Source organism: Paenibacillus sp. CB74, assembly GCF_055687625.1.
Genome location: NZ_CM146009.1, coordinates 2,109,821 through 2,131,891 on the forward strand (window position 1 = coordinate 2,109,821; position 22,071 = coordinate 2,131,891).

Sequence of the window (22,071 nt, forward strand, 5' to 3'; positions counted from 1 at the left end):
AAAAAGTCGCCACATTGGCGACTCTTGAACTTGAAACCTTCTCCAGCCATTTCTATGAAAAGTCCGGTCGGTTATTCTGTTTTTTTGGGCACAGCATGGCGGTAAAATCGTATTACCTTGCGATACATTGTCTTGTCTTTTAATTGATTGAATATATATGGGTCGGGTTTGACATTTACCTCAATAATCCAGGGTTTCAGACTATGATCAAGGCCGATATCTACACCAATTTGCATTAGATACGAGTACTTTTTTTTCATATGACGAGCTATGCGCAGGCTAAGCTCATTCATCTCCTTAACCAGTTCATTCCTACGTTTAGTGGATGCATGTGATTGTAGCAGCTTGTGAATATCCATCGGTGTACCACCACTATGATAATTGGTTACGATTTTCTTTGGATGACCCAGTCGGCCGATGATTCCGGTAGCTTCCCATTGCTTGGTCGGGCTTAGCTGTATCATGACTCGGATGTCAAAACGTCTGTTATTGTGCTTAAGAAGATGGATTCCTCTCTGAATCAGATAGCTTCTTTTATTCACCAAACGTGTCAGACTGGTATAGAACGATTCAAAGCTGTTAAAAGTCAGACGTTTTTGATCATGCTGATAGACAAAATGTTGATGATCTTCCATTTCAGCCTTAATGACACCCATCCCGAAAGTACCTCTCTCAGGTTTAATATAGACCATTCCATACTTGCTGATCATAAATTTCAGATTCGTTTTGTTATATTTCTGTGTGTCTGGGATAAACGGTTTAATAGATTCATTATTAATAATCAATTTTGTTTTTAACCACTTGCTTCTTAATGGCTGCAATTTATCAACTCCCATGTCGTACATTCTTCCTTCAGCAGCCGCATCAAAGCCTGCTGTTTGATCAAGATCCTGCATGCATTATATGTCATACCGATATAGGAACCCTCTACAAGAGCCCCTATTCGTAAAAAATGTATATTAGCACATGCCCTGACCAAACCACTTTTGCACACATACCATGGAAGAAGTCATAACGATATGTGCAAGGAGTTGAGAAGATGTCCGTTCAGCGTGGAATGCAGTTAAATGCTGCGCCCAAGATTGATGTTCTTATACCAGCGATCGAGAAAGATCTGGCTACTCTTCCCCACGTCATTGATAACATTCGCCGTTACGTGAAGCATCCCATCGGAAGCATATATATTGTTTCTCCGGTCAGCTCCAAAATCAGAAAACTTTGTTCCCTTAAAAACTGCATTTTTGTTAATGAGCGATCCGTCCTGCCTCTAACCAAAGACGAGATACACTACCAGTCCTCCCGATGGAATCGGTCAGGCTGGTTATATCAGCAGCTGCTCAAAATGAACGGAGATTCCATTGTGAAGGCAAAGCACTTTTTAGTCATGGATGCGGATACCGTAATGATTAAGCCTCATACATTTCTTGTAGAAGGCAAAACCGTCTTTTACTGCCGTGACTGGAGCCAGCCGGAATATTTCAATACCTACCGCAAGTTGTTAGGCATGAAAGCTCCACGTCCCCGCTCTTTTGTCACCCATTATATGCTGTTCGACAAATCGAAACTCGCTGCCTTAAAACAGAAAATTGAAGATGTTCATAAGCTGCCATGGTACAAAGCGATCATCTCCAATATCAATAAGAAAAAGCAGTTTGGTTTCTCCGAGTATGAAACGTATGCCAATTTTATGTATACGAAAAACCCTGGCAGCATGGCCCTTAGAAGTTCCATGAATAAAAGTCTGAATGTGAACGCTTCTTCGTTAAAAGAGCAACAAATCCGTAATCTGGCTCTTAAATACCGTTCTCTTTCCTTTCATAAACGGAAAATCTATAGTAAAGCTCCCTGAGCGTAAGGAGGAAGCCCATGCATATCGTATTGCTGTGCGGCGGCTCTGGCAAAAGGCTCTGGCCTTTATCCAATGAGCTTCGCTCCAAGCTGTTCATAGATATACTTCCATCACCCGCTGGAGGTAGGGAATCCATGATCAGCAGAGTATGCCGTCAGCTTGGCAGTTCATCCCTAACAGATTCAACACTCATTATTTCACATCAGGATCAGGCTAATATTACGGCACGACATACTCAAGGCAAAATACCAGTCATTGGGGAACCTTATAAAAGAGGCACTTTTACTGCGGCTGCCTTAGCGACGTTATATCTGCAATCCTTCCGAATGGCCAAAGATGACGATGTAATCTGTATCGCTCCAGCTGATGTGTTCGCAGGTGAAGATTTTTTCAGCAACTTCCAATTACTGCCGGATATATTGAAACATTCTCAAGCCGATATCGCTTTAATTGGGACAAGGCCTACACATGCTTCAGAACAGTATGGATACATCCTGCCGGGTGGGGAAGAACGTAATGCTTATGCGCCCATAACACAATTTATAGAAAAACCCGAAACCACCATTGCTGAAACTCTGCTACAACGTGGGGCACTATGGAACTGCGGTGTGTACGCATTCACCGTCACGTTTATGATATCCCATATTAAAAAAATGGGGCTTCCGGTTCATTATGATCAATTGTCGTCCCTGTATGAAGCGTTGCCTGAACGCAGTTTTGACAAGCATGTTGCAGAAAAGGCACAGCGGGCCGTAGTCCTGCCTTATAAGGGAGTGTGGCAGGATATCGGAAGCTGGGATACGCTGTGCTCCCAGTTAGATACCCATGTAATCGGACACGGTGGAATCTCGGGTTCTTCCTCCGATTCCTATATTATTAACGAGCTTCCCTACCCCATCCAAGTCATGGGTGTGCCAGGTATTATCGCTGCCGCAAGTCCGGATGGCATTCTCATTGCCAACAAAAATAGTTCAAATGAAATTAAAGCGCAATTGGGTAGCTTGCCACTAAAACCGATGTATGGCGAAGCAACCTGGGGCAGTTATCGTGTCATTGAAAGTTCGTTAGAAGATGAGAGTGCAACAGTAACTACATTAAACATAACGGTTCTACCGGGCAAACATATCGGGTTGAACTGGCATAGAACTGGGTGTAGAGCATGGACCGTGCTTGCAGGCAGTGGGCAAGTGCTTGTCAACAGAAAGGTCATGCAAGTGAGCATGGGCAATCAGTTCGCGATTACCAAGGAGAGTCTCTTTTCTATTCTGGCTGAAACCAGGATGGTGATCCTTGAGGTCCGGATCGGAGTAACAGAGGAGAAAGACAACATACTTTTTGAAGAAGAAGATTGGAATGTAATCCTAAAAAGTGCAGGTTCATCTAACGTTTAATGGGAGAATGAACCGATTCAATCTTCGTGTCTTATAGCCCCTTCCATTCGCGGAAGGGGCTCATTGGCATAATTAAGGGAAACCTGACACTTCTTCTCCCTATATCTTAGTTAAACAACTTGCGAAGTTCCTCGACTTCCAGGCGGGCAGCTGGCTGGTAGGCCGGACTTAGTACATAGCGCTGGAAGCTGTATAACAACTGTCTGCCCTCCAATGTAGTCATCAGACGCTTCAGATTCAGCGCTCCCATCAGCACTCTACCCTTCCCGACCCGACACTCCATCAACAGGCCGAGCTTGTTGTTTCGTTCAAAATTATCAATGGTCTGCACGATTGGCCGCAGCTCCTTATTCAGCTCATCCAGAATGATGGATGACGATTCAGAAACGATGCTCCACCACGGATAGGTTGAGTGCTCCTCTGTGACAAAATGTTCGAAGACCGGATGATCCTGTTGAATTAACAAGCCCATTGTGCCCACAGGAACTTCTCTTTTCATATTCTCCGATATTGATCGGAACATAGGGTAAGACCAAAAGTCGGTGCTGTAGAAACCTTGGATCGCGTGTTGAATCTGATCAGGATTCGGGAATAGTAGAATATCCTCCCCCTTTTCAAGCAGACCCAGCGCTTGTTCCGAAAGTTCGGTAAAGAGGTTAAGACCGCTCAGATCCACTTCGACTTGCCCGGGGTAGATCCACAAGTCATAAGACTTACGGATATCCGTGCCCGGAATGGACATTCTAAGCTCCACTTTGGTCATATTGGAGACTTCAGGAATACGAATGCTAAGATCCGTGATACTCACATAATGTTCTCCATTCAACGCTGGTAGGTCAGCTCTCCCTTCTAGAAGGATGCCGTCTTGTTGCTGCTCGCTTAGTAGCTCCCACTTCAGTTGAAGTCCATCCAACACTTGTCTCCGGAAGTAACTTAGTTCAATACGCGCTTCGAATAATTCACCAGCTCGATAATTATATTTGGGAAATCTCGCGAGCAACACCGCATCGGAACAGAACGTTCTCCACTCTTCAGGTGTAATCATGCCTTTGGAATGCATGAATGCGTCCAGTACACCTACCAGCGCTGTTCCCTGACCACTGAAATCCTGGAGATCCAGCAGTTGGAAACCTGCTAGTTGCTGCGAACGAAAAGCCGCTTCCAATTCTTCTTTGTAACAGGCGACTGCAAGCTTGCCAGAGGCCCTGAAGTAGGCTTCTGCCAGATGTCCCAATCCTTTGGCTTCCAGACGCTCTCTGAACACTTCGAAGTTTTTGGCTTTAAGAGAGCCTGTATACTTGCTGATCTCCTCAAAATTCGGAAATGTGGCATACTGTCCAATTTCATGCGAGATGATCGGTACATGTGAGACGAGTTGATCACTTCCGGCTTCAGCCTGCACCGTTTTGGAACCTGTGCCATATTGGATCTGAATCTCTTTGTCCCCCGTTTGAGCAGCAGGGCCAGCATCACTACCTTGCTCAGGTACAATGTTCGAATCATAATCCTTCAATGTGTTGGGCAAGTCGGTCTGTACATGTCCTAGCGGCGCATCACACATGGCATACGAACCTCTGAACAGACGTTCTTTCGAGAATCGAACCCCACAAAAGAATTCACTTTCCTCCAGAATGTCCGGTACAAACTGAAAGTTGTTGGAGCCTTCGGTATATAGGTGACGATGATCATATGCTTTGTATGCTTTCAGAATTGAATTCAATCTGTCCTTGCTGCCCCAAAGTTCATTTCCCAAGGACATCATGACAAACGAAGGATGATTACCAAAAGCTTGCAGCATCGCAAACCCCTCGCTGATCAAGTAATCCTGCTCTACTTGATTGTGTGCATCCGAGGATTCGTCCGTAATGGTTCCCCAGAACGGAAGCTCAGGTTCCATATAGATGCCGAGCAGATCAGCCGCAATGAAAGCAGCCTCTGGAGGACAACAGGTATGGAAACGGTAGTGATTGATACCGTAGGACTTTGAAATGCCAAGAATGCGAACCCATTCATCCACATCGGTTGGCGCATATCCCGTGAGCGGAAAGATCAGCCCGTCATGTTTGCCCCGAAGAAACGTTTTGCGACCATTAATCGTGAATTTGTCCCCAGCTGCCCGGAATTCCCGTAATCCTGTCCATACTTCGGTGGAGTCCAGTATTTCCCCGTTCTCGTCTTGCAGTTGAATGTGAAGTTGATACAGATTAGGCGCATCATCACTCCATAACATGGCATCTTCGCCAATCTTATATGTCAGCCCAATCTCCTGCGAATCCGGAATGAAACTCTGTTCCTTCGTCGTATGAACCGGATCTGCACTGACAGCAACAGCGGATATGACGATATGTACTCCTCTCAGCTCACCGACAAGTGCTCCTTTAATCTCAAAAGACCGATTCGCAAGATCAGGGTAGACCTGCACATTATCCAGAAATACACGCTCAAAAAATTGAAGTTCCATCTTCCCGGTAATCCCGTTCCAATTGGTCTGCGTGTCTTCAGATGTAAGATGACCGCCTTTGGTTGGATAATTGGTATTGTCCACTCGAATCGTGATCGTATGTGTCCCAGCCGTTAACCCTGCCTCCAACTCGTAACGGTGAGGTGTATTTAGACTGTTTTGCGTGCCCCATTCCACCCCATCAATCCAAACTGTGGTTACTCGTGTTCGTTCCAGGTGCAAGAAACAACGTTTATTCGCCAAATGTTCGGGAATATCAATCTCACGTGAAAACCAGGCATATCCTTCAAACAAATACTCATCCGTCAGCGCACCGATTAACACCTGTTCATTTTTCTTACCTTTGCCCGCATGAGAAGTTGTATTAGGTAAAGTAATAACGTCTGAGAAATTCAGACCATTCTCCACTTTATGCTCATCGAGCTGAAGTTTCCAGATACCTTCCAGATTTAATGCAGCTATCATAATTTTGTCTCCTCTGAATTCATCTGTTTAATAGAAGTAATCGCTTCCAAGTCATAGAAACCGTTTTCGGTAAATCATACCTGTATTATAAACTTGATACCCCTCCTCGCATAGGTCTTATGTATAAAATACCGTACCTCTTTTCAAAACAAACGTCTTCAAAGCTAAATAGTATCTTTTATCATATTGACGTGTGGTTATAAATTTCCTAGAACATCGTCAACACTATTCCATTCATAGGTCAGCTCGTTTAACATTTTTCCATCGATCCCAATTTGACTTGTTTTGACTAATTCAGCACCAAAATGTTCATAAAAATAGCGAGTTTTATTTCCCTCAAGAACGTCAACAAATATCCTGTTATAGCCCAATTCCTTGAAATGTTTAAACAGTGCTTTGAATATCTTCCTTCCTATGCCCTTTCCTTGATATTCCTCAAATAGATAAATCGAGGTTAAGTCACCCGAATTCGTCACTTTATTGGTTTCTCTCTTAAAAGCATCTGCGAAACCTATGATTTGACCTTCTGTATTTTCTGCAACAACAACATAATTATCTTCTTTTGCAATATTTTTCGTCCATAGTTCTGTTCGTTGTTCATAAGATAAATTCTTTAGAAATTCATCTGAGATAATGCCTTTATAAGTCGTTCTCCAACTATCAACATGAACTTTCGCGATACCTGACGCATCATTTAATATTGCTTTTCTTATAATCATTTACGCTCCAACCTTTCCTCGTAGATTGATGACTCCATTATAGAACATTTGTGTAAGCAAATATCAACAACGATCTTTAACATTGGCATTAAAAAAGTCGCCAATACTGGCGACTTCTTATCGTTACTTATGCTGTATCCTGAACAATTTTAGAATATGGTGGGTACCATGCCCCCGTCCATACGGATGGGAGAGCCTCGAAAGGCTGAAGCATACGGGCTGCATACAAAAGCGGCGAGTCTGCCTATTTCACTTGGTTTGATGAATCGCTGTAATTCAGACTGAGGCAGATTTTTTATCATAAAGTCTTTCTCTTTTTCCTCGAAAGTCAACGTCTCATCTGGGTATATGCCCTCAATGATTTCCCGTACGTTTTCGGACAGTGTTGGGCCTGGCAGGATCGTATTAATCGTAACGTCGGTGCCTGCTGTCAGTTTGGACAAACTTTTGGATAATGACAGTAGCATTGACTTGGTCATGCAATACTGGGGCATCTGGCCTGAGGGCATTAGGGCTTCTTCACTTGCGATGAAAATAATGCGCCCGTCATTGTTCTCCATCATTTTAGGTAAATAAAATTGGGACAGACCATTGGCAGCCAACACATTAATACGGAAGTATCTCTCCCACACTTCATCATTCAATTCTTCATATTTCATGATCTCATATATGCCCATGCTATTGATTAATATATCAACTTCGGGAAATTTCTCAAATAAAACTTGGCGTTGCGCTTGATCTACAAGATCAGCCGTGGCCTTCTGCGGAGAGGTCTCCGGAAAATTGATTTTGATTTCACGAACGGTATGTTCCACCTCTTCATCATTGCGTCCATTAATCAGCACATGAACACCTTCTTGGGCAAGTTCCATGGCAATTGCCCTACCAATTCCTTTTGTTGATCCTGTAACTAAGGCTGTTTTCTCTTTTAGTCCCATATCCATCCTGCATTTCTCCTTCATGATTACAACTATCCGGCAGCTATTTTTGAACATTATCAACAGCTTCATGCACTGGATAGTTATAATATTACGCATTCTGAAGGGATCAGTAACTAGCATCTTGCGCCAGAGTTAATGCCTGACACGCCAATTCGATGGCGTATCTCCTTCCCAGATCCGAAACGCACGATAGAACGAATTCTGGTCTTCATATCCAACCAGGAATGCGACCTCTTTGATATCGAGCGAAGGATCTGCCAGGTACTCCCTGGCCTGCTCACGTCTGGCTTCGGTTAATAATTGCTTGAAGTTTGTATTTTCTTCCGTCAGTCGCCGTTGCAAGGTACGATCACTCATACGAAGCTCTTTGGCGATCGCCTGGACGTCAGGGCGCTTTCCTGTGAGGTTGCGTTTCAAGATCCATTTGACCACTTCAGTAATGGAATGACTGTTCTTCTGTTCGTTCAGCGACCGATCCAGAGCCGGGGTCAGAATCTCCAGTAACTCCTCGTTATACGAGAGAAATGGAAGACTCAGATCTCTTCGCTCCAGCGTCAGCCGATTATAGTTGGAGTTCGTTTCAACTCGGCAGCCAAAGTAAGCTTCAAGGGGATATACGTTGCCCATCGGTTGGGAGAACTCGACCCTTTTGGCCATCAAAGGCTGGTCTGTGCCCCTACGTCCAAGTTCAAGCAGAAATGCCAGCGTAATACCGACCAATAATGGCGGACCCGTTAGCTCCTTATGTAACCATTCGAGTTCAATGATACATTCCTCCCCTGCTTCGGTAATCTGCAAACTCTCGGGAGGACACATTTGCTTGTAACGGACCATTCGATTCAACGCATCACGATAATCACGAGCATGGTACATCGCCAGCACAGGCGGAGGATACTTGGATATCTCATATCCGGTTGCAAGTTTGATGATGCCCTCGGCGGTGTCCCCTATGAGATCAGAGTAAGCCTGCCAGATTGCAAAGTACTGAGATTGAGTCACTACAGGTTTATTTATTGTCTCGAGAGATAGTTGTGCTGTCCGAGCGATGTCTTCTGCACCAATTCCCAATTGATATAATCCGGCCCAAAAGCCTGGGTGAACTTTAATTCGATCATTCGGTTGAGATTGCATGAATCCAGACTCCTTTAGCTTGTTCCATTTTTCATTCTGATTTCTAATTATAGAACGGATGTAGCTATTTTTGAATCTTACCTCAGCGAGCCATTTCGGATAATACGAAAAACACGACTAACCATGAATGGTCAGTCGTGTTCAAATCAATCATTCAGTATATTATGAAAGCATGCCACTATTACAAATTTAGCTACTCGTTCAATGCGGTTTTGATCAGGGCGTTTACCCGTGAATTGAACAACAGACCGATATGGGATACAAGGGAAACAGAAATGTTGTTCGCCCCGTTCAACCGGGACAGTGCCGGGGACACGATCGTATCACTGGTGGAATAGATCGAAGTCACCTTTATTCCACTCGGAGCTGTAGTTGTGGTCAATCGATTAGCCCCACCCAGGGTAATTAATTTGTCCACTTTGGAAGCGCCGTCACGATTAATTATGTAATAGAGACTATTTGCTCCGCCCATGCTATGCGCTACAATGTTAACTTTTGTGTGACCTGTTTGTTGCAGTACATCATCTACAAAACGACTGATGGCTGCGGAGTTCAATAATTGGTTTCCTTGTTTGCTAGGGAGGTCAATCGCGAATAGTTCATCTCTCGTCCACCCTTGGCTACGCAAATAACTCTCAATCGCTGTAAAATTGCTATCTGAACCGGTCAGTCCGTGTACCAATACAATGGGTGTACGTGCAGTAGCTGCAGAAGCCTTTGAACTTGAGCCCATCCCAGGTACCGATATGGCGAGAATCATGCTCATGAATACAACAAGTATTAATTTAGTCTTTTTCACTTCATTCACTCTCCTGTAAAATAATTTATATTCCATATATTACAAGCTAACATATGGAATATAAATGAATCTTTAGTCTCATTTTTACAGGATTATCCAAACGCACTACAACGATTTGATTCCATTTTATCCAGATCTAATTCTCAGCCTTTTATTTATCCTTCAACAATATCTGCACGCAGATCCGTTGCAATCTCCATCATTTTGGGGACAATTGCCTCGTTAGAAATAGCCACATAGATATCGCCCATGTACAAACGAAAAGCAATCTGTTTTCCCTCAAGATCCCACATAAAAAAATCCCCATCGATGGACATGGTGCTCTCTGCTCCGACAATATGAAGAACCGGTGAATAGGTAAATTCGGGCTTCGATTCAAAGTAAAGTTTGCACTCTTCCAGGGAGATGGATTGTTCCGCATTGTTATCTTGTATGGACCGGGTAATTCGAAAACGCTGATTCATTGAGATGCCTCCACCAATTTATATATTTTTCATGTTCTACAGCACTATATTTTCTCATTTCCATCTTCCACTGTCAAAACCATACATGCTCAATTCTTCGAATTCATATATACTGAATACAGTGCACAACGAATTTCTACAATCAGGAGGAGTCATATCAATATGTTAAAAACAGAATTCATTGATGTACTATCTATAGTCTCACATAAATTATATGATTCGGCTGCTAATGTTATGGACACGGCAAGCAGGTTAATTCCAGCAAATACGTTTTGTATTGCCCAGTTGGATCACCTGTCCACCAAAGTTCTGAACGTATATAATCGTGACAAACTAATTCTGGGTGAGGGACTAGTCGTTGAAAACGCGGAGTCATACTGTGCGCTTGTGACAGAACATATCCAAGGCCCGTTGGTGATAAATAATAATCTTACTCATCCTTTAACCAAACATATGGATGCTACAGAATTCGTAGGCGGTTGTTCATTTGTAGGGGTACCTATACATAATGAGAACGGAGAGATTTACGGCTCCCTCTGCTCATTTGATCAGGATTTCTATTCCTATCAGCAAAGGGACGTGGATCTGCTTCTCTCCTTGTCTTCATTTTTCACAAGTCTTCTTGAGATGGAAACGACGCTGCAGCAGTTAAAACAAGCGGAAGAAACCGCTGCAAAAGTACTTGAAGAAAAGAACAATTTGTTGGCAGTGCTCAGCCACGAAATCCGTACACCAATGAATGGTGTTCTTGCGATGGCCAATCTGTTACAATCTACCCGGCTAAATGACGACCAGTCGTTATATGTTAATGTCATTGAGTCTAGTGGCACAAGTCTTCTATCGATGATGGATCAGATTCTCGATTATTCGAAAGCTGAGGCTGGTGCGATCTCTTTGGAGATCAATCCCTATAGTGTCACTGAAACAGTAGATCATGTATTACAATTATTCTCTTCTGAAGCACAGAAAAAAGGAATTCGTTTGTACGCAGAATACAACATCAATGATCATGTGATGCTAATGGGCGATCAACACAAAGTTCGTCAGATTCTAATTAATCTCGTTGGGAATGCGCTTAAATTCACGGAGAAAGGTGAAGTATGTATCTCTGCTCAAGTATCTGCTGATAAAAAAGGGCTTCTGCATGCAACCTACGAAATACAGGATACGGGCATCGGCATCCCACAGGATTGTCAGGATCTGTTGTTCAAATCCTACTCTCAGATTCATGGTAATTCAGGGAAGTATGGCGGAACGGGATTGGGCCTGTCCATCTGTAAACAGCTTGCTGAATTTATGGGTGGCGTGGTATGGCTTAAAGATTCCAGTGATTTGGGCAGTCAGTTTGTCTTTAATATTTCCAGCATTGCCCCACCGTCCATGCGAATATCCCGATGAGGAATATATTATTCTATCTGGAACAGATAGGAGGTATATTCATTGACGCAATTTCTAGATGCACGGACATCACAGAATGCCGCCTTGTTTAATTCCATTTCCATACCGATTCCAGTGATCCTTACACCAGAATTATTTGGCCAGATTGGTCTCATAACTGCTGGAGCCGGAACCAATCTAAGAGTTTCATTAAAAGGAACCATCACGGTGCAATTGCCGCGTGCACTTTTTGTAGTGAGGATTACTGTTGTACGAGGTACAATCGCAACCGATCCAATCGTGTACTCGGGAAACCACACCTATGGTCTAGATGGTCTGCTTAACCCAGAGGTGATTGTCTTCGCTACCACTGACTATAACCCCCCGCTCATGCCCCAATTAACCTACACCGCGTTTATCAGTACAAACCTGCTCGGTACAACACGGGTCGGACCTGAGAATTTCGAAGGATTTGTCGTTTCAGATTAAAAACACGTATACCCCATGCCTCTAAGCTGTTTCCCATTAGAGGTATGGGGTTATTTAGGCCACTCTCTTTCAATTGAAAACTGGTTTTTTGTTCTTTCTTCTGCAGTTTTCGGACTCTTATATTGGAACGATATGAAAATTTTGTTATGCTACATATGCTAGATTACTAGATTTTGTTATAAAACATGATTCTATTATTAAGTATTAGTAGGAGGAAACAAACGATGCTTATTAAACGTGCAGGAAAAATTGCTGCGGTTACGGTGATTGCTCTCTCTATCATCGGGGGTACCCCAAATATCGGTGGAGCCTATGCTGCCCCAGCCATCTCGGTTCAATTGGATGATGTCCCCCTGAAATTTGATGCAGCTCCTCGTATTGAGAAAGGTGTCACGTACGTTCCATTTCGGACGGTCGGGGAAGCCCTTGGCATCGATATTACCTGGAATAGCAAATCACAAACTGTAAAAGCGACGCAAATTGTGAAAGGACAAGCAACAGAAGTACTGCTTCAAGTGGGTAGTACTACAGCGACCGTAAACGGGAAGAAAGTTACTCTCCCAGCAGCACCCGTTCAGCGGGAGGGACGCGTGCTCATTCCACTAAGTTCATTCAGTAACCAATTCGGTGTACAAGTAAGCTGGAATCAGGCAACCAAGACGGTCTCCCTCGTATCTCCACAACGCGAGATGCACCTGAGGGCCTTCTATGCATTGCAATCCTTTCAAGAAAAGGATCTTATTCCTTCCATGAATTCTGTAGCATTTGGTTGGAGCCGCATTGATCGCGAAGGTCAGTTTACACTTCAGGGGGATGAGTACCGTCTTCCTGCTGCTTCGGGTGATATTACGCCGCAGTCCATCGTTGCTGACGCGGCAGATCAGCAGATCCAACCGCAGCTTATGGTATATGCCTTGGATGGAAACGGCGAACTGACCAAAGTATTGAGTAACGCTGAGTTGCGGCAAAAATCAATTGAAGGCATAAGTGCTGCTGTCACAGAGCATGGTTTTGGCGGAGTTGTTCTGGATTTTGAAGGACTCGGTTTTAAACTGGATGCAGTAGAACAACAGAAGCTGCTCAATGCTTACGTGAAGCAATTAAAGAGTTCCTTGTCCCAGGATACATCCTTATCACTAGCGGTCCCGCCTCTAAATAGTGCTTATAAGGGTTATGATTACAAGACACTTGCCTCTATTGCAGATGATCTTATTATTATGGCCTATCAGTATAATCCGGTTGGCACCAAATCTCAGGTACCTGAGCCAAATAGTCTTGTTAATCAGGCGATTCAATTAGCTATAGAGGCCGGTGTTCCGAAGAGTAAACTTCTGCTCGGGATCAGTTTAAGCAGTGAAACGCCCTCCTCGGTAGATGACAAGCTCGGTCTTGCCAAACGTTATGACCTCAAAGGAGCCGCGTTCTGGCGTCTGGGTCTGTTCCGTTCCTACAATACAAAAATGGAAGATGCCGTGAACGCTTCAGTAATCAAAGAATAGACATCTTTGAGCTGATGCAGCTCACTTCAAACAAAAGAAGGACCTCATCTATGGTACGTAAAGACGTGGTCCTTCTGTTTCCATATTCTCACTTCATTAATTTATCCACGCTTCCAAATACAAGCTTCATAACCTGAGTAGGACCAGGAAAACGGGGCTGAAAGAGAAGGATGATCCCAATAACTGTCGCCACTGCAGTAATCCCCGCACTCACTATTCTGGCTCGCTTCTCTTTGCTACTCTTCCACTCTCCATACATTATCGCAGCCGCCAGCATCAAAATTCCAAGGATTGAGCCTATTTTCATACAATCACCTCATTCTCTATAACAGGAGCGATCTCTGTTCAATTTTCGTCCTCATCAGGTATCCCCTGCGGGCCTGTAGATTTCCCGGTACGTACTACATGTGCATCCACTTTGACTTCCACGTCCAATTCAGGATAGATGGTTTCCCAGTTCTTCTCCTGTTTCTTCCATTGGTTCGGATAATATCTGCGGAATTCAACAGCAAATTTGAAGAAATCGGTGCGCAACTCCTTCTGGGCCATCTCTAAAGCATCATGAGCCAGTGTTGTAAGCTTAGCTGACCATTCCTGTTCCAGTTTAGATAACACAGCGGGATCAGTCAGATCGGCCTCCGTTGTATTTAACACCACTTCTCCCCGGGTTTGGATGTCGACCTTCATACTCCACTGTTGATTTACAATCCGAGGTTTCAAGACCGTTTGGATTTCAATGGGTTGGATCGAAAAAGAACCTTTTAACGGCTTAAATTCGACAGGCATGATAATGTTGTTCAGTTCTTTTGCAAGTAATAGTACACCTACGCTTAGTGGTTCTTTGACCGTCTTGACGTAGCGATCCTCCTTATACAAGCTCAAACCTTTTACATATGGGGTGGTTGTCAGTTTATCCTGATCGGGCTCCGGGGGTAAGATTAACATGCGAGACAAGATGACCGAGCTGCCTGGACCTTCGATCGATTTACCTAGTTCAAGAGCGGTAATCCGTGTACCCAGCTTCAGATTGGCCATCTCACGCAGCGATTCAGCAGAACTTCGCTCCAGAGGATCAAGCAAGGCAAGGATATCTTTTGCCGCCCTTTCGCTGGAAAAGACATATGCATGCTCCCTAAACTGGGGATAACGCAGGAAGAAATCGATGTACTCGCGGATACCGCGTTTACCGGCTTGCTCACTAATGATGATGACTTCGCAGTGGCCCCAGAACATATTCCGGGGAACCTTACGTTGTAACCGATTCAATGCCTCAGCAATTGTAAGTCCTTCCGCTGTTCGAATCATCGTAACCCCGCTTGGACTGCCTCCGCTCCCACTGCTATCTCCTGCACTGGCCTTTCGCGGAATGAAAATCTGTGAAGTCAGTTGCACTTTGCCATCTTCGTAATCTATACCCGTAGCCAGCACAATAGCCAAATCGTTAATCTCAATGCGATCCCAGCATCCACTTAAAAGTACACAACACAATATTGGCATTAGTAGTACTCTATATATTCGCAAGTGCTCCTCCCCCATCAATCAGGTGTTCGCTTGATTCTTTCGAAAATGTGCCCACCCTTTCTTCAGCCATGCGACACCGTAGATCATAGCCGGAAGGATTAATAAAATGCTGATCGTATACAAATTAGCTGAAGGGCCAATCAGACTGGATGTACCTGATCCGCCGGACACAACCCAGTAGGCATAAACCATGCATAGAAACGAAAGCGGCACAACGACGGGTTTGTAATCCTTCAAACCGAACCATTCTGCTGTGGATGTCGCAAAAATATAAAGAAAAACAGAAATCTTGACGAAGATTCCAAAAATCCAAACCGCAATAATCAGGGATTCAATATGTTGCAGAAAGTCTGCAATGGTTATGTATCTTGCGGCAATCATAACCGGATATACAAAGCTATCCGTCAGATCTCCAATTAAAAACAGGCAAAACAGATTGATTACCGTCATTGCAGTTGTCGTTAGTATAAGGGAACCCAACATAACTCGTGTTGTGCGTTTTCTACGATTGACATAAGGAAGCAAGAAGGCAATTACGATGTATTCACTAAACCATGCAGCAGGAGCAAGGGCTCCTTTAATGCTAGGTAGCGGTCCGTTCTCCATGAAAGGGAATAATTCCGCTGGAGTCAGTTCCCCGATCAATAGAATGAAGATTAGACTAAGCAACACGATAAGCAGGGTCACAAAGATTTGAGACGTGCGTCCAACTACTTCGATTCCTAGTCTGACATTCAGCGCACACACCGCAACCATCGTCCCCATTACAACGAATAGCGGAGTCCGCGGAAGTGCATTGTTAACGATGAATTCACCGTACGTCCGTATAATCAAGCCCGTCAAATGGGGCAAAAAAATGATATACACCAATCCTATTAATTTTCCAAAGATACGTCCCGCAATCGATACACTCGATTGAATGAGCGTTTTTCCGGGGTACAGGCGATCCAGTCCGATAGAGATCGCTACCGCTGCAAAACCAATAAGGGAGCCTATAATTGGAGAGAGCCACATGTCATGACCTGCATAATGCATAGTAATTCCAGGAACAGACAAGATGGCTGTTGCGAGAATGGCAGGAAAGATCATGAATGCCAATTGAGTCTCTGATATTTTTCCTTTGTCAGTTAACATGTGTAATCCCTCTCCCTTGATTGCTTGAGTATGAATTGTTCTAATCCGGTTTGTTCCTTGGTGCTGGACGCCACCATACATCCTTGAGTTCCTTGCTCATCGTAGGGGCTACTGGTGACAGATAAGGTGTTCCGAATGAACGAAGACTGCTCAGATGAATGACAACCAGGATGACTCCCAACATGACACCTGTGAGTCCCAGCGTTCCCGCCAGAAACATCATAGGAAAACGCAGTAATCGGGTCGCGATGCTGGCAGCGTAACGAGGAATCATGAAAGAAGCGATACCGGTAATCGCAACAATGATAATCATGGGGGCTGATACAATTCCGGCACTCGTCGCCGCTTGACCAATAATCAAAGCTCCCACGATACTGACTGCAGATCCGACCTGCTTCGGCAATCGGACGCCCGCCTCCCGCAGTGCTTCAAAGGCGATTTCCATAATGAGCGCTTCCACCAGTGCAGGAAAAGGGATCTCTTCTCTCGCCCGCGCAATACTGAGAAGCAATACGGTCGGAATCATCTCCTGATGAAACGTCGTAATTGCTACATAAGCGGATGGGAGCAGCATGGATAACACAAAAAAAATGTATCGCAGCCAGCGTACAAAAACACTCATAAACACATTTTGATAATAATCTTCGGGGGATTGTAACATGGAAAAGATGGTCACTGGCGCAATAAGAGTGAAAGGCGTTCCGTCCACAAAAATAGCAAAGCGACCTTCCAGCAAGTTGGAAGCGACAACATCCGGACGCTCCGTCGCAATCATCTGTGGAAATGGGGAGTACCGCTGATCAACAATGCCTTCTTCAATGTACTGACTCTCCAGTACGTCACGAAGTTTTAAATCCGAAAGTCGTGTCTTCACTTCCTTTACCAGCTTGGGGTCGATAATTCCCTCCATGTATACAAGTGAAATACTGGTGTTGGTTCGATCTCCCATATTACGTGTATGAAGCTTCAATGCAGGTGTCTTAAGACGTTTGCGAAGAAGAGATACATTCATCGTTAACGATTCTGTGAATCCATCCCGTGCACCGCGCACGGTCGATTCAGCTAAAGGTTCCTCGGTTGAACGATTTTCAGCTTTATATAGAGGGTATGTAGTTCCAATCATTGAACCTTCCAATAGTAACAAAGCTTCCCCCTCTAATATCGCCTGCACCGCCTGAGTGGTTGTTTCAACACTTTTAACTGAAGCCAGGGGAACCTGCGCAGCTTCAATCCCCATTTCCTGAAGGGGGGTTAGAACTTGTCTCTCCAGCCGCTCTGTATCGCATAAACCCACACAATATACACATAGTGCTGAAGTATGGCATGCGGTTTGGAATGTATGAAACATAACATCCGAGCAACCTGCAAAAACGGAGCTTAACATTTCCTGATCAATAGCAAGATGTCCGGTTAACGGCAGGTTCTGTTGTGTTATCTGTGATGTGTTCATACCGCCCTCCCCTTTCTGCGCATGCTCGTCCAGATATTCTCAGTTAAAGGTATCCTTTACTTATACGTTGGTATATATACGCAAAATATTGAATAGCAAAAGAGCCGCCCTCTTGAGCGACCCTGAGAATATAGAATGCTGTTCATGCCTATGAATACGGATATCTTCTCTTTGCTATACCCTATTTTTTAATTATCACTATCCTTTTACAGCACCCAAAGCAACACTTCCAATAATCTGTTTGGAAAATACAGAGAATACAACAATAATCGGCAGGATTGAGATTGCCACGCCCAAATATAAGAGCCCATAATCCATCCCATAGTAACCCTGAACTAACGCAACTAGTACTGGAAGGGGGTATTTATCCAGGGAGAAAAACAGTACAAGCGGTGTTAGAAAATTATTCCACGACCCAATAAACGTGAAGATGCCAAGGGCGGAGATGGCCGGCCCCAGAATAGGCAATACAATCTGATTGAACGTCCGGAACTCACCGGCACTGTCCACACGTGCAGATTCAATAATCTCATCCGGGATACTGCTCTCCATGAACTGTTTGATAAAGAATACATTAAACGCGTTAGCCGCAGCCGGCAAAATAATCGCGGCATAGCTGTCCAGAAGCCCCAACATACTGAATAGGCGATATACCCCAATCAGGGCCAGCTGACCCGGCACCATCATGGTTGCTAACAGAAACAGGAACAACCAGTTGCGCCCTTTGAATTTGAATTTGGCAAAACCGTATGCGGTCAAAGCACCAATATACAGAGATAATACAGTTGATGATCCTGCAATGAAAATACTGTTGGCAAACCCACGCCAAATGTTAATTTTGGATACCATGTTCATATAATTATCCACCAAAAACGATCCGGGAAGAAAGGTGAATGTTGAAGCAATCGTTGCATTGTTATGTGTTGAATAGATGAGCATCAGATAAAATGGAATAATGCACAGCACGGCAAGACCAATCAATAACAGATAGATGATGATCTTGCCTGCCGTCAGTCGCCTTGTGGTGGCATATTGCTGAATCGCTGCATTTGGTTGTTCAACTGATTTTGCAGTTTGCATGAGAACTCCCCTCCCTATGAACGGCTCTTCCGCTTGGTCATGATGAAGGATGCAACGGACAACAGTATGATGATAATAAACAGACAAAATGCGATTGCAGCGCCGTACCCAAAACGAGTGCTCTGAAATGCGACATTATAGAGATACATAATGCTTGTCATGGCTGCCCGGTCAGGACCACCATTGCCATTGGTTAATGTAAATGGTTGATCAAATATTTGAATGCCACCAATAATGGAGGTAATCATCTGAAACAGAATAATTGGACGGAGCATTGGCACGATAATATGAATGAAAATATGTTTCTTTTTCGCTCCATCCATCTGCGCAGCCTCCAATAACGACGGATCTATCCCCTGAAGACCTGCGAGGTAGATGACCATGGAATAGCCAAAGTATTGGAAAAAGAGAATCGAGGACACAATCAGACGCATAAACCAGGGATCATTTTTCCAGTTAATTGGATCTTGTATGATGCCAGTTTGCACCAAAAAATGATTCAGTCCTCCGGATTGCCAGTCAAAGATCAGGCTGACAAGTAACCCGAGTGATGCAGCCGTTACGATATTCGGGAAAAAGTATACGGCTCTGAAAAAATCCCGTCCTCTGAGTAGCTTATCATTCAGGATAAAGGCCAACACCAGGGAAATCGTCAGCTGTGGAACGACAGATACGCCCCAGATGAATAATGTATTAAACAAGGTTTTGTAGAACAACGGATCTTGTAGTACAGCCACGTAGTTACCGATTCCTACAAAGTCAGGCGTCGTGATGCCATCAAAGTTGGTGAAACTGATATAGAGCGAATATAAAATGGGATAAAGCCCAAAAATGGTGAAAATAATAAAGAACGGAGCAATGAAATAGTAGCCGTAATGGTCCTTGCGAATCGTTTTGGCAAACATGTTCTATCCCCCCAGTTATCATCGGATGTGTGATGTGTATAACCATCGCTTACTTCGAGGACGTGTCTGAAAACTCCGAAGAAGGTTTTCAGACCGTCCTAAGCTATTCCACTTCCAGCTCCGGAAATCTCAAGGTGACATCACGTTTGATTCGCTTTACAACTTCTTCCTTGGTCTGAATGTCCTTATTGAGATACAACTGGAGTACATTCTTGTAGATATCGTTGTTAATAATCGCATCATATTTGGTGCGTTCGTATACAGGAACCCGTTTCGCAGCCTCTGAGAAAAATTCGAAATGCTTCTGTCCTCCCATATAGGACGATGAGAGAGACGGAGCAAGTTCATCATTCACAACCATGTTGCTCGTGAAATAATCCTGCTCTTTCGCGAGCTCCGACAGAAAATCATGGTTAAAGTTATAGAACTCGATAAACTTCCAGGCGAGATCTTTTTTGTCACTTTTACTATACATCCCTATATAAGTTCCGCCTGCACTAAACGCTGACGGTCCCTGCGCCAATCCCCACAAGCCTTCGGTATCCGGGGCATTTGCCTTGAACGTAAATTGCAGGGCCCAGGTTGCCCCGGGATAGAACATGACCTCTCCTTTTTGCATGGATGCAGCGTAACCGGCACTTCCATCATCATACTCGGCAAGTACTTTCCGCTCACGTGCTTCACGTACAAGATCGAGTACTTTCAAGTAGGTTGGGTCGATGACAAGTTTGCCTTCCTTCACCCAAGGTATACCATCATATGAATTCGATATCGCATTCCAATTCGCCAATGCATGTACTTTATTCCCGCTAAGTTGCTGCACCTTCTCTCCAATCTCGAAAATCTTCTCCCATGTATCGATCTGTGAACCCACCTTCTCAGGGTCATCGGTACCTAAGTATTCCTTTGCCAAATCCCGACGGTAATAGATGCCCCCTGGTGTTCCCTGGTAACCTATCGCTCTGACATTTCCTTCACTGTCCTTTTCATTGGCCTGCACAAAAGCATATTGTTCCTGAATAAGTTCATTGGCGTTATACGGCGAAGCTGATAGATTCTCCAGATATGGAACGTCAATCAGTTCTCGAATATTCGCATTTTCAATCATAAATACATCCGGAGCCTTCGAGGTCGTCTGTAGCGCAGATTTCAGCTTGGTGATATAGAAATTACCGGGGATGTTGACAAAGTTCACTTTGATGTCAGGATATTGCTGTTCGAATTTCTCGATGGCATATCCTGCTTCATCCGTAAAACTCCACACGGTAATCTCCTGTTGCTTGCTTTGATTGGATGGACTGAACTGACAACCAGCTAACAACAGTGCTGCACATACAAATACAATTGTTGGCTTAAACCACTTCTTCATAGGCCCCCTCCTTCAAAAAGGAAACGCTTACAATTTATTAGAGTATATTGATTTTGGAGAGGGCTTTCTCCACAAATATTGTGCATTACCCTCCATATTTTGTGATATTCGTACGATGTTTTTTACGAAATTCGGAGGGTGTGCAGTCATTATATTTTTTAAAAAGACGGTTATAGGAGTTTACATTGTTGAACCCATGCCCGATCGCAATCTCCAGAATGGTATCCTGACGGAACAATAAGGCCCACTCTGATTTGATAATTCGAAAATGATTCAAGTATTCCATCAGTGTTACGCCCTTGATCTCTTTGAACAGCTTGCAGACATGGAACTTGCTGAACTTAATATGTTCCGCCACCTGTTCCAGCTTGATTGGTTCAGCATAGTGCTCCTCCAGATATTCACAAACTGATTCAAGGAATTCAAATTTTTTGGAGGAAGTACAGGGCCATCCTGAAGATGTTGATTCATCGGTGGTAACCGGTACAATTGTACGTAGTAAAAGTATGATGAGATCATATAATCTGGATACCATTAACCATCGATATCCCGGCTTCTGGTTTTTCTTCTCGGTAATGATGACATCTATATAATGAGCCAGTTTGCTCTGACTTCCCGTGTTCGAGGGAATAACTGTTGTTTTGTTAAAAAGTTGTCCGAGATCCTGAATTTCAGCTTCGGTCGTGAAACTTCCCGTTAACAATTCGAGTCGGAACAAAATAATGGTTAGCTGTTCAGTCCCTGGAAAAAAGCAGTGCACATCCCCTGGCTTGATCAGCAGCACATCCCCTTTTTCCAACTCACAAACGTGGTCGTTCACGCCAATTCTGGCGCTCTTACCATTGACAAGAATCAGTTCAACCTCATCATGCCAGTGTGCGGCATAATTGAATTGATTTCCTGTGTGAATTACCCGAATGGGAAAACCTTCCTGCATATGACCTGTCTCCAGAAACGTAGGTACGCCCATCGTATCACCCTCCATTTATTTCCAAAGCAAAAAAACTCCTCGTCTTTATATTATGCA

The 22,071-nt window shown here is 44.0% G+C and carries 20 protein-coding genes; 5 read left to right on the forward strand and 15 right to left on the reverse strand.

The genetic code is table 11. The annotated features are described in order from the left end of the window. Positions 1–71: 71 nt before the first annotated feature. Positions 72–836, reverse strand: a complete 765-nt coding sequence (locus ACX9NY_RS09390; protein ID WP_339242533.1) for a YheC/YheD family protein — start codon at positions 834–836, stop codon at positions 72–74. Positions 837–1,039: 203 nt separating this feature from the next. Between ACX9NY_RS09390 and ACX9NY_RS09395 the strand changes: the two genes are divergently transcribed. Continuing rightward, positions 1,040–1,849, forward strand: coding sequence for a DUF6492 family protein (locus tag ACX9NY_RS09395; RefSeq protein ID WP_339242531.1), 810 nt, complete (start codon positions 1,040–1,042; stop codon positions 1,847–1,849). Between the two features lie 17 nt (positions 1,850–1,866). Beyond that, positions 1,867–3,240 carry a sugar phosphate nucleotidyltransferase gene (locus ACX9NY_RS09400; RefSeq protein WP_472478317.1) on the forward strand — a complete coding sequence of 458 codons (1,374 nt, stop codon included), beginning with the start codon at positions 1,867–1,869 and terminating at the stop codon, positions 3,238–3,240. Between the two features lie 106 nt (positions 3,241–3,346). Here ACX9NY_RS09400 and ACX9NY_RS09405 read toward each other — a convergent pair whose 3' ends face one another. The 6 genes from ACX9NY_RS09405 to ACX9NY_RS09430 form a co-directional block, all read right to left on the reverse strand. After that, positions 3,347–6,166 (reverse strand): glycoside hydrolase family 2 TIM barrel-domain containing protein, encoded by a 2,820-nt coding sequence (locus ACX9NY_RS09405; protein WP_472478319.1) that lies wholly within the window; start codon positions 6,164–6,166, stop codon positions 3,347–3,349. 197 nt (positions 6,167–6,363) lie between these two features. Beyond that, positions 6,364–6,885 carry a GNAT family N-acetyltransferase gene (locus tag ACX9NY_RS09410; protein ID WP_339261057.1) on the reverse strand — a complete coding sequence of 174 codons (522 nt, stop codon included), beginning with the start codon at positions 6,883–6,885 and terminating at the stop codon, positions 6,364–6,366. Positions 6,886–7,034: 149 nt separating this feature from the next. After that, complete coding sequence (locus tag ACX9NY_RS09415) at positions 7,035–7,829, reverse strand: SDR family NAD(P)-dependent oxidoreductase (RefSeq protein WP_472478321.1); 795 nt, start codon at positions 7,827–7,829, stop codon at positions 7,035–7,037. A 129-nt stretch (positions 7,830–7,958) separates the two neighbouring features. After that, positions 7,959–8,957 carry a helix-turn-helix transcriptional regulator gene (locus tag ACX9NY_RS09420; RefSeq protein WP_472478323.1) on the reverse strand — a complete coding sequence of 333 codons (999 nt, stop codon included), beginning with the start codon at positions 8,955–8,957 and terminating at the stop codon, positions 7,959–7,961. A gap of 193 nt (positions 8,958–9,150) precedes the next feature. After that, on the reverse strand, positions 9,151–9,723 hold the full coding sequence (locus ACX9NY_RS09425; protein ID WP_339243063.1) for an alpha/beta fold hydrolase: 573 nt from the start codon (positions 9,721–9,723) through the stop codon (positions 9,151–9,153). A 188-nt stretch (positions 9,724–9,911) separates the two neighbouring features. Continuing rightward, positions 9,912–10,220, reverse strand: a complete 309-nt coding sequence (locus ACX9NY_RS09430) for a hypothetical protein (RefSeq protein ID WP_472478325.1) — start codon at positions 10,218–10,220, stop codon at positions 9,912–9,914. Between the two features lie 162 nt (positions 10,221–10,382). Here ACX9NY_RS09430 and ACX9NY_RS09435 point away from each other — a divergent pair, with 162 nt between their 5' ends. From ACX9NY_RS09435 to ACX9NY_RS09445, 3 genes are all read left to right on the forward strand, one after another. Then, a complete protein-coding gene (locus ACX9NY_RS09435; protein ID WP_339242521.1) occupies positions 10,383–11,618 on the forward strand; it encodes a GAF domain-containing sensor histidine kinase in 1,236 nt (411 codons plus the stop codon). A 42-nt stretch (positions 11,619–11,660) separates the two neighbouring features. After that, the gene (locus tag ACX9NY_RS09440) at positions 11,661–12,086 is read left to right on the forward strand and encodes a hypothetical protein (protein WP_339242519.1); all 426 of its coding nucleotides are present in this window, start codon (positions 11,661–11,663) and stop codon (positions 12,084–12,086) included. Positions 12,087–12,310: 224 nt separating this feature from the next. After that, positions 12,311–13,585: a stalk domain-containing protein gene (locus tag ACX9NY_RS09445; protein WP_472478327.1), complete on the forward strand. Its 1,275-nt coding sequence runs from the start codon at positions 12,311–12,313 to the stop codon at positions 13,583–13,585. Between the two features lie 88 nt (positions 13,586–13,673). Here ACX9NY_RS09445 and ACX9NY_RS09450 read toward each other — a convergent pair whose 3' ends face one another. The 8 genes from ACX9NY_RS09450 to ACX9NY_RS09485 form a co-directional block, all read right to left on the reverse strand. Next, positions 13,674–13,892 carry a hypothetical protein gene (locus ACX9NY_RS09450; RefSeq protein WP_339302543.1) on the reverse strand — a complete coding sequence of 73 codons (219 nt, stop codon included), beginning with the start codon at positions 13,890–13,892 and terminating at the stop codon, positions 13,674–13,676. 38 nt (positions 13,893–13,930) lie between these two features. Further along, positions 13,931–15,106 carry a Ger(x)C family spore germination protein gene (locus ACX9NY_RS09455; protein ID WP_339242515.1) on the reverse strand — a complete coding sequence of 392 codons (1,176 nt, stop codon included), beginning with the start codon at positions 15,104–15,106 and terminating at the stop codon, positions 13,931–13,933. Between the two features lie 18 nt (positions 15,107–15,124). Continuing rightward, positions 15,125–16,240, reverse strand: coding sequence for a GerAB/ArcD/ProY family transporter (locus ACX9NY_RS09460; protein WP_339242513.1), 1,116 nt, complete (start codon positions 16,238–16,240; stop codon positions 15,125–15,127). 40 nt (positions 16,241–16,280) lie between these two features. Next, positions 16,281–17,690 carry a spore germination protein gene (locus tag ACX9NY_RS09465; protein ID WP_472478330.1) on the reverse strand — a complete coding sequence of 470 codons (1,410 nt, stop codon included), beginning with the start codon at positions 17,688–17,690 and terminating at the stop codon, positions 16,281–16,283. A 198-nt stretch (positions 17,691–17,888) separates the two neighbouring features. After that, positions 17,889–18,770 carry a carbohydrate ABC transporter permease gene (locus ACX9NY_RS09470; protein ID WP_091016464.1) on the reverse strand — a complete coding sequence of 294 codons (882 nt, stop codon included), beginning with the start codon at positions 18,768–18,770 and terminating at the stop codon, positions 17,889–17,891. Positions 18,771–18,784: 14 nt separating this feature from the next. Further along, on the reverse strand, positions 18,785–19,675 hold the full coding sequence (locus tag ACX9NY_RS09475) for a carbohydrate ABC transporter permease (RefSeq protein WP_339242510.1): 891 nt from the start codon (positions 19,673–19,675) through the stop codon (positions 18,785–18,787). Between the two features lie 103 nt (positions 19,676–19,778). Further along, complete coding sequence (locus tag ACX9NY_RS09480; RefSeq protein ID WP_339261044.1) at positions 19,779–21,044, reverse strand: ABC transporter substrate-binding protein; 1,266 nt, start codon at positions 21,042–21,044, stop codon at positions 19,779–19,781. 85 nt (positions 21,045–21,129) lie between these two features. Further along, positions 21,130–22,014 (reverse strand): AraC family transcriptional regulator, encoded by an 885-nt coding sequence (locus ACX9NY_RS09485; RefSeq protein WP_339242507.1) that lies wholly within the window; start codon positions 22,012–22,014, stop codon positions 21,130–21,132. Positions 22,015–22,071: the final 57 nt, after the last annotated feature.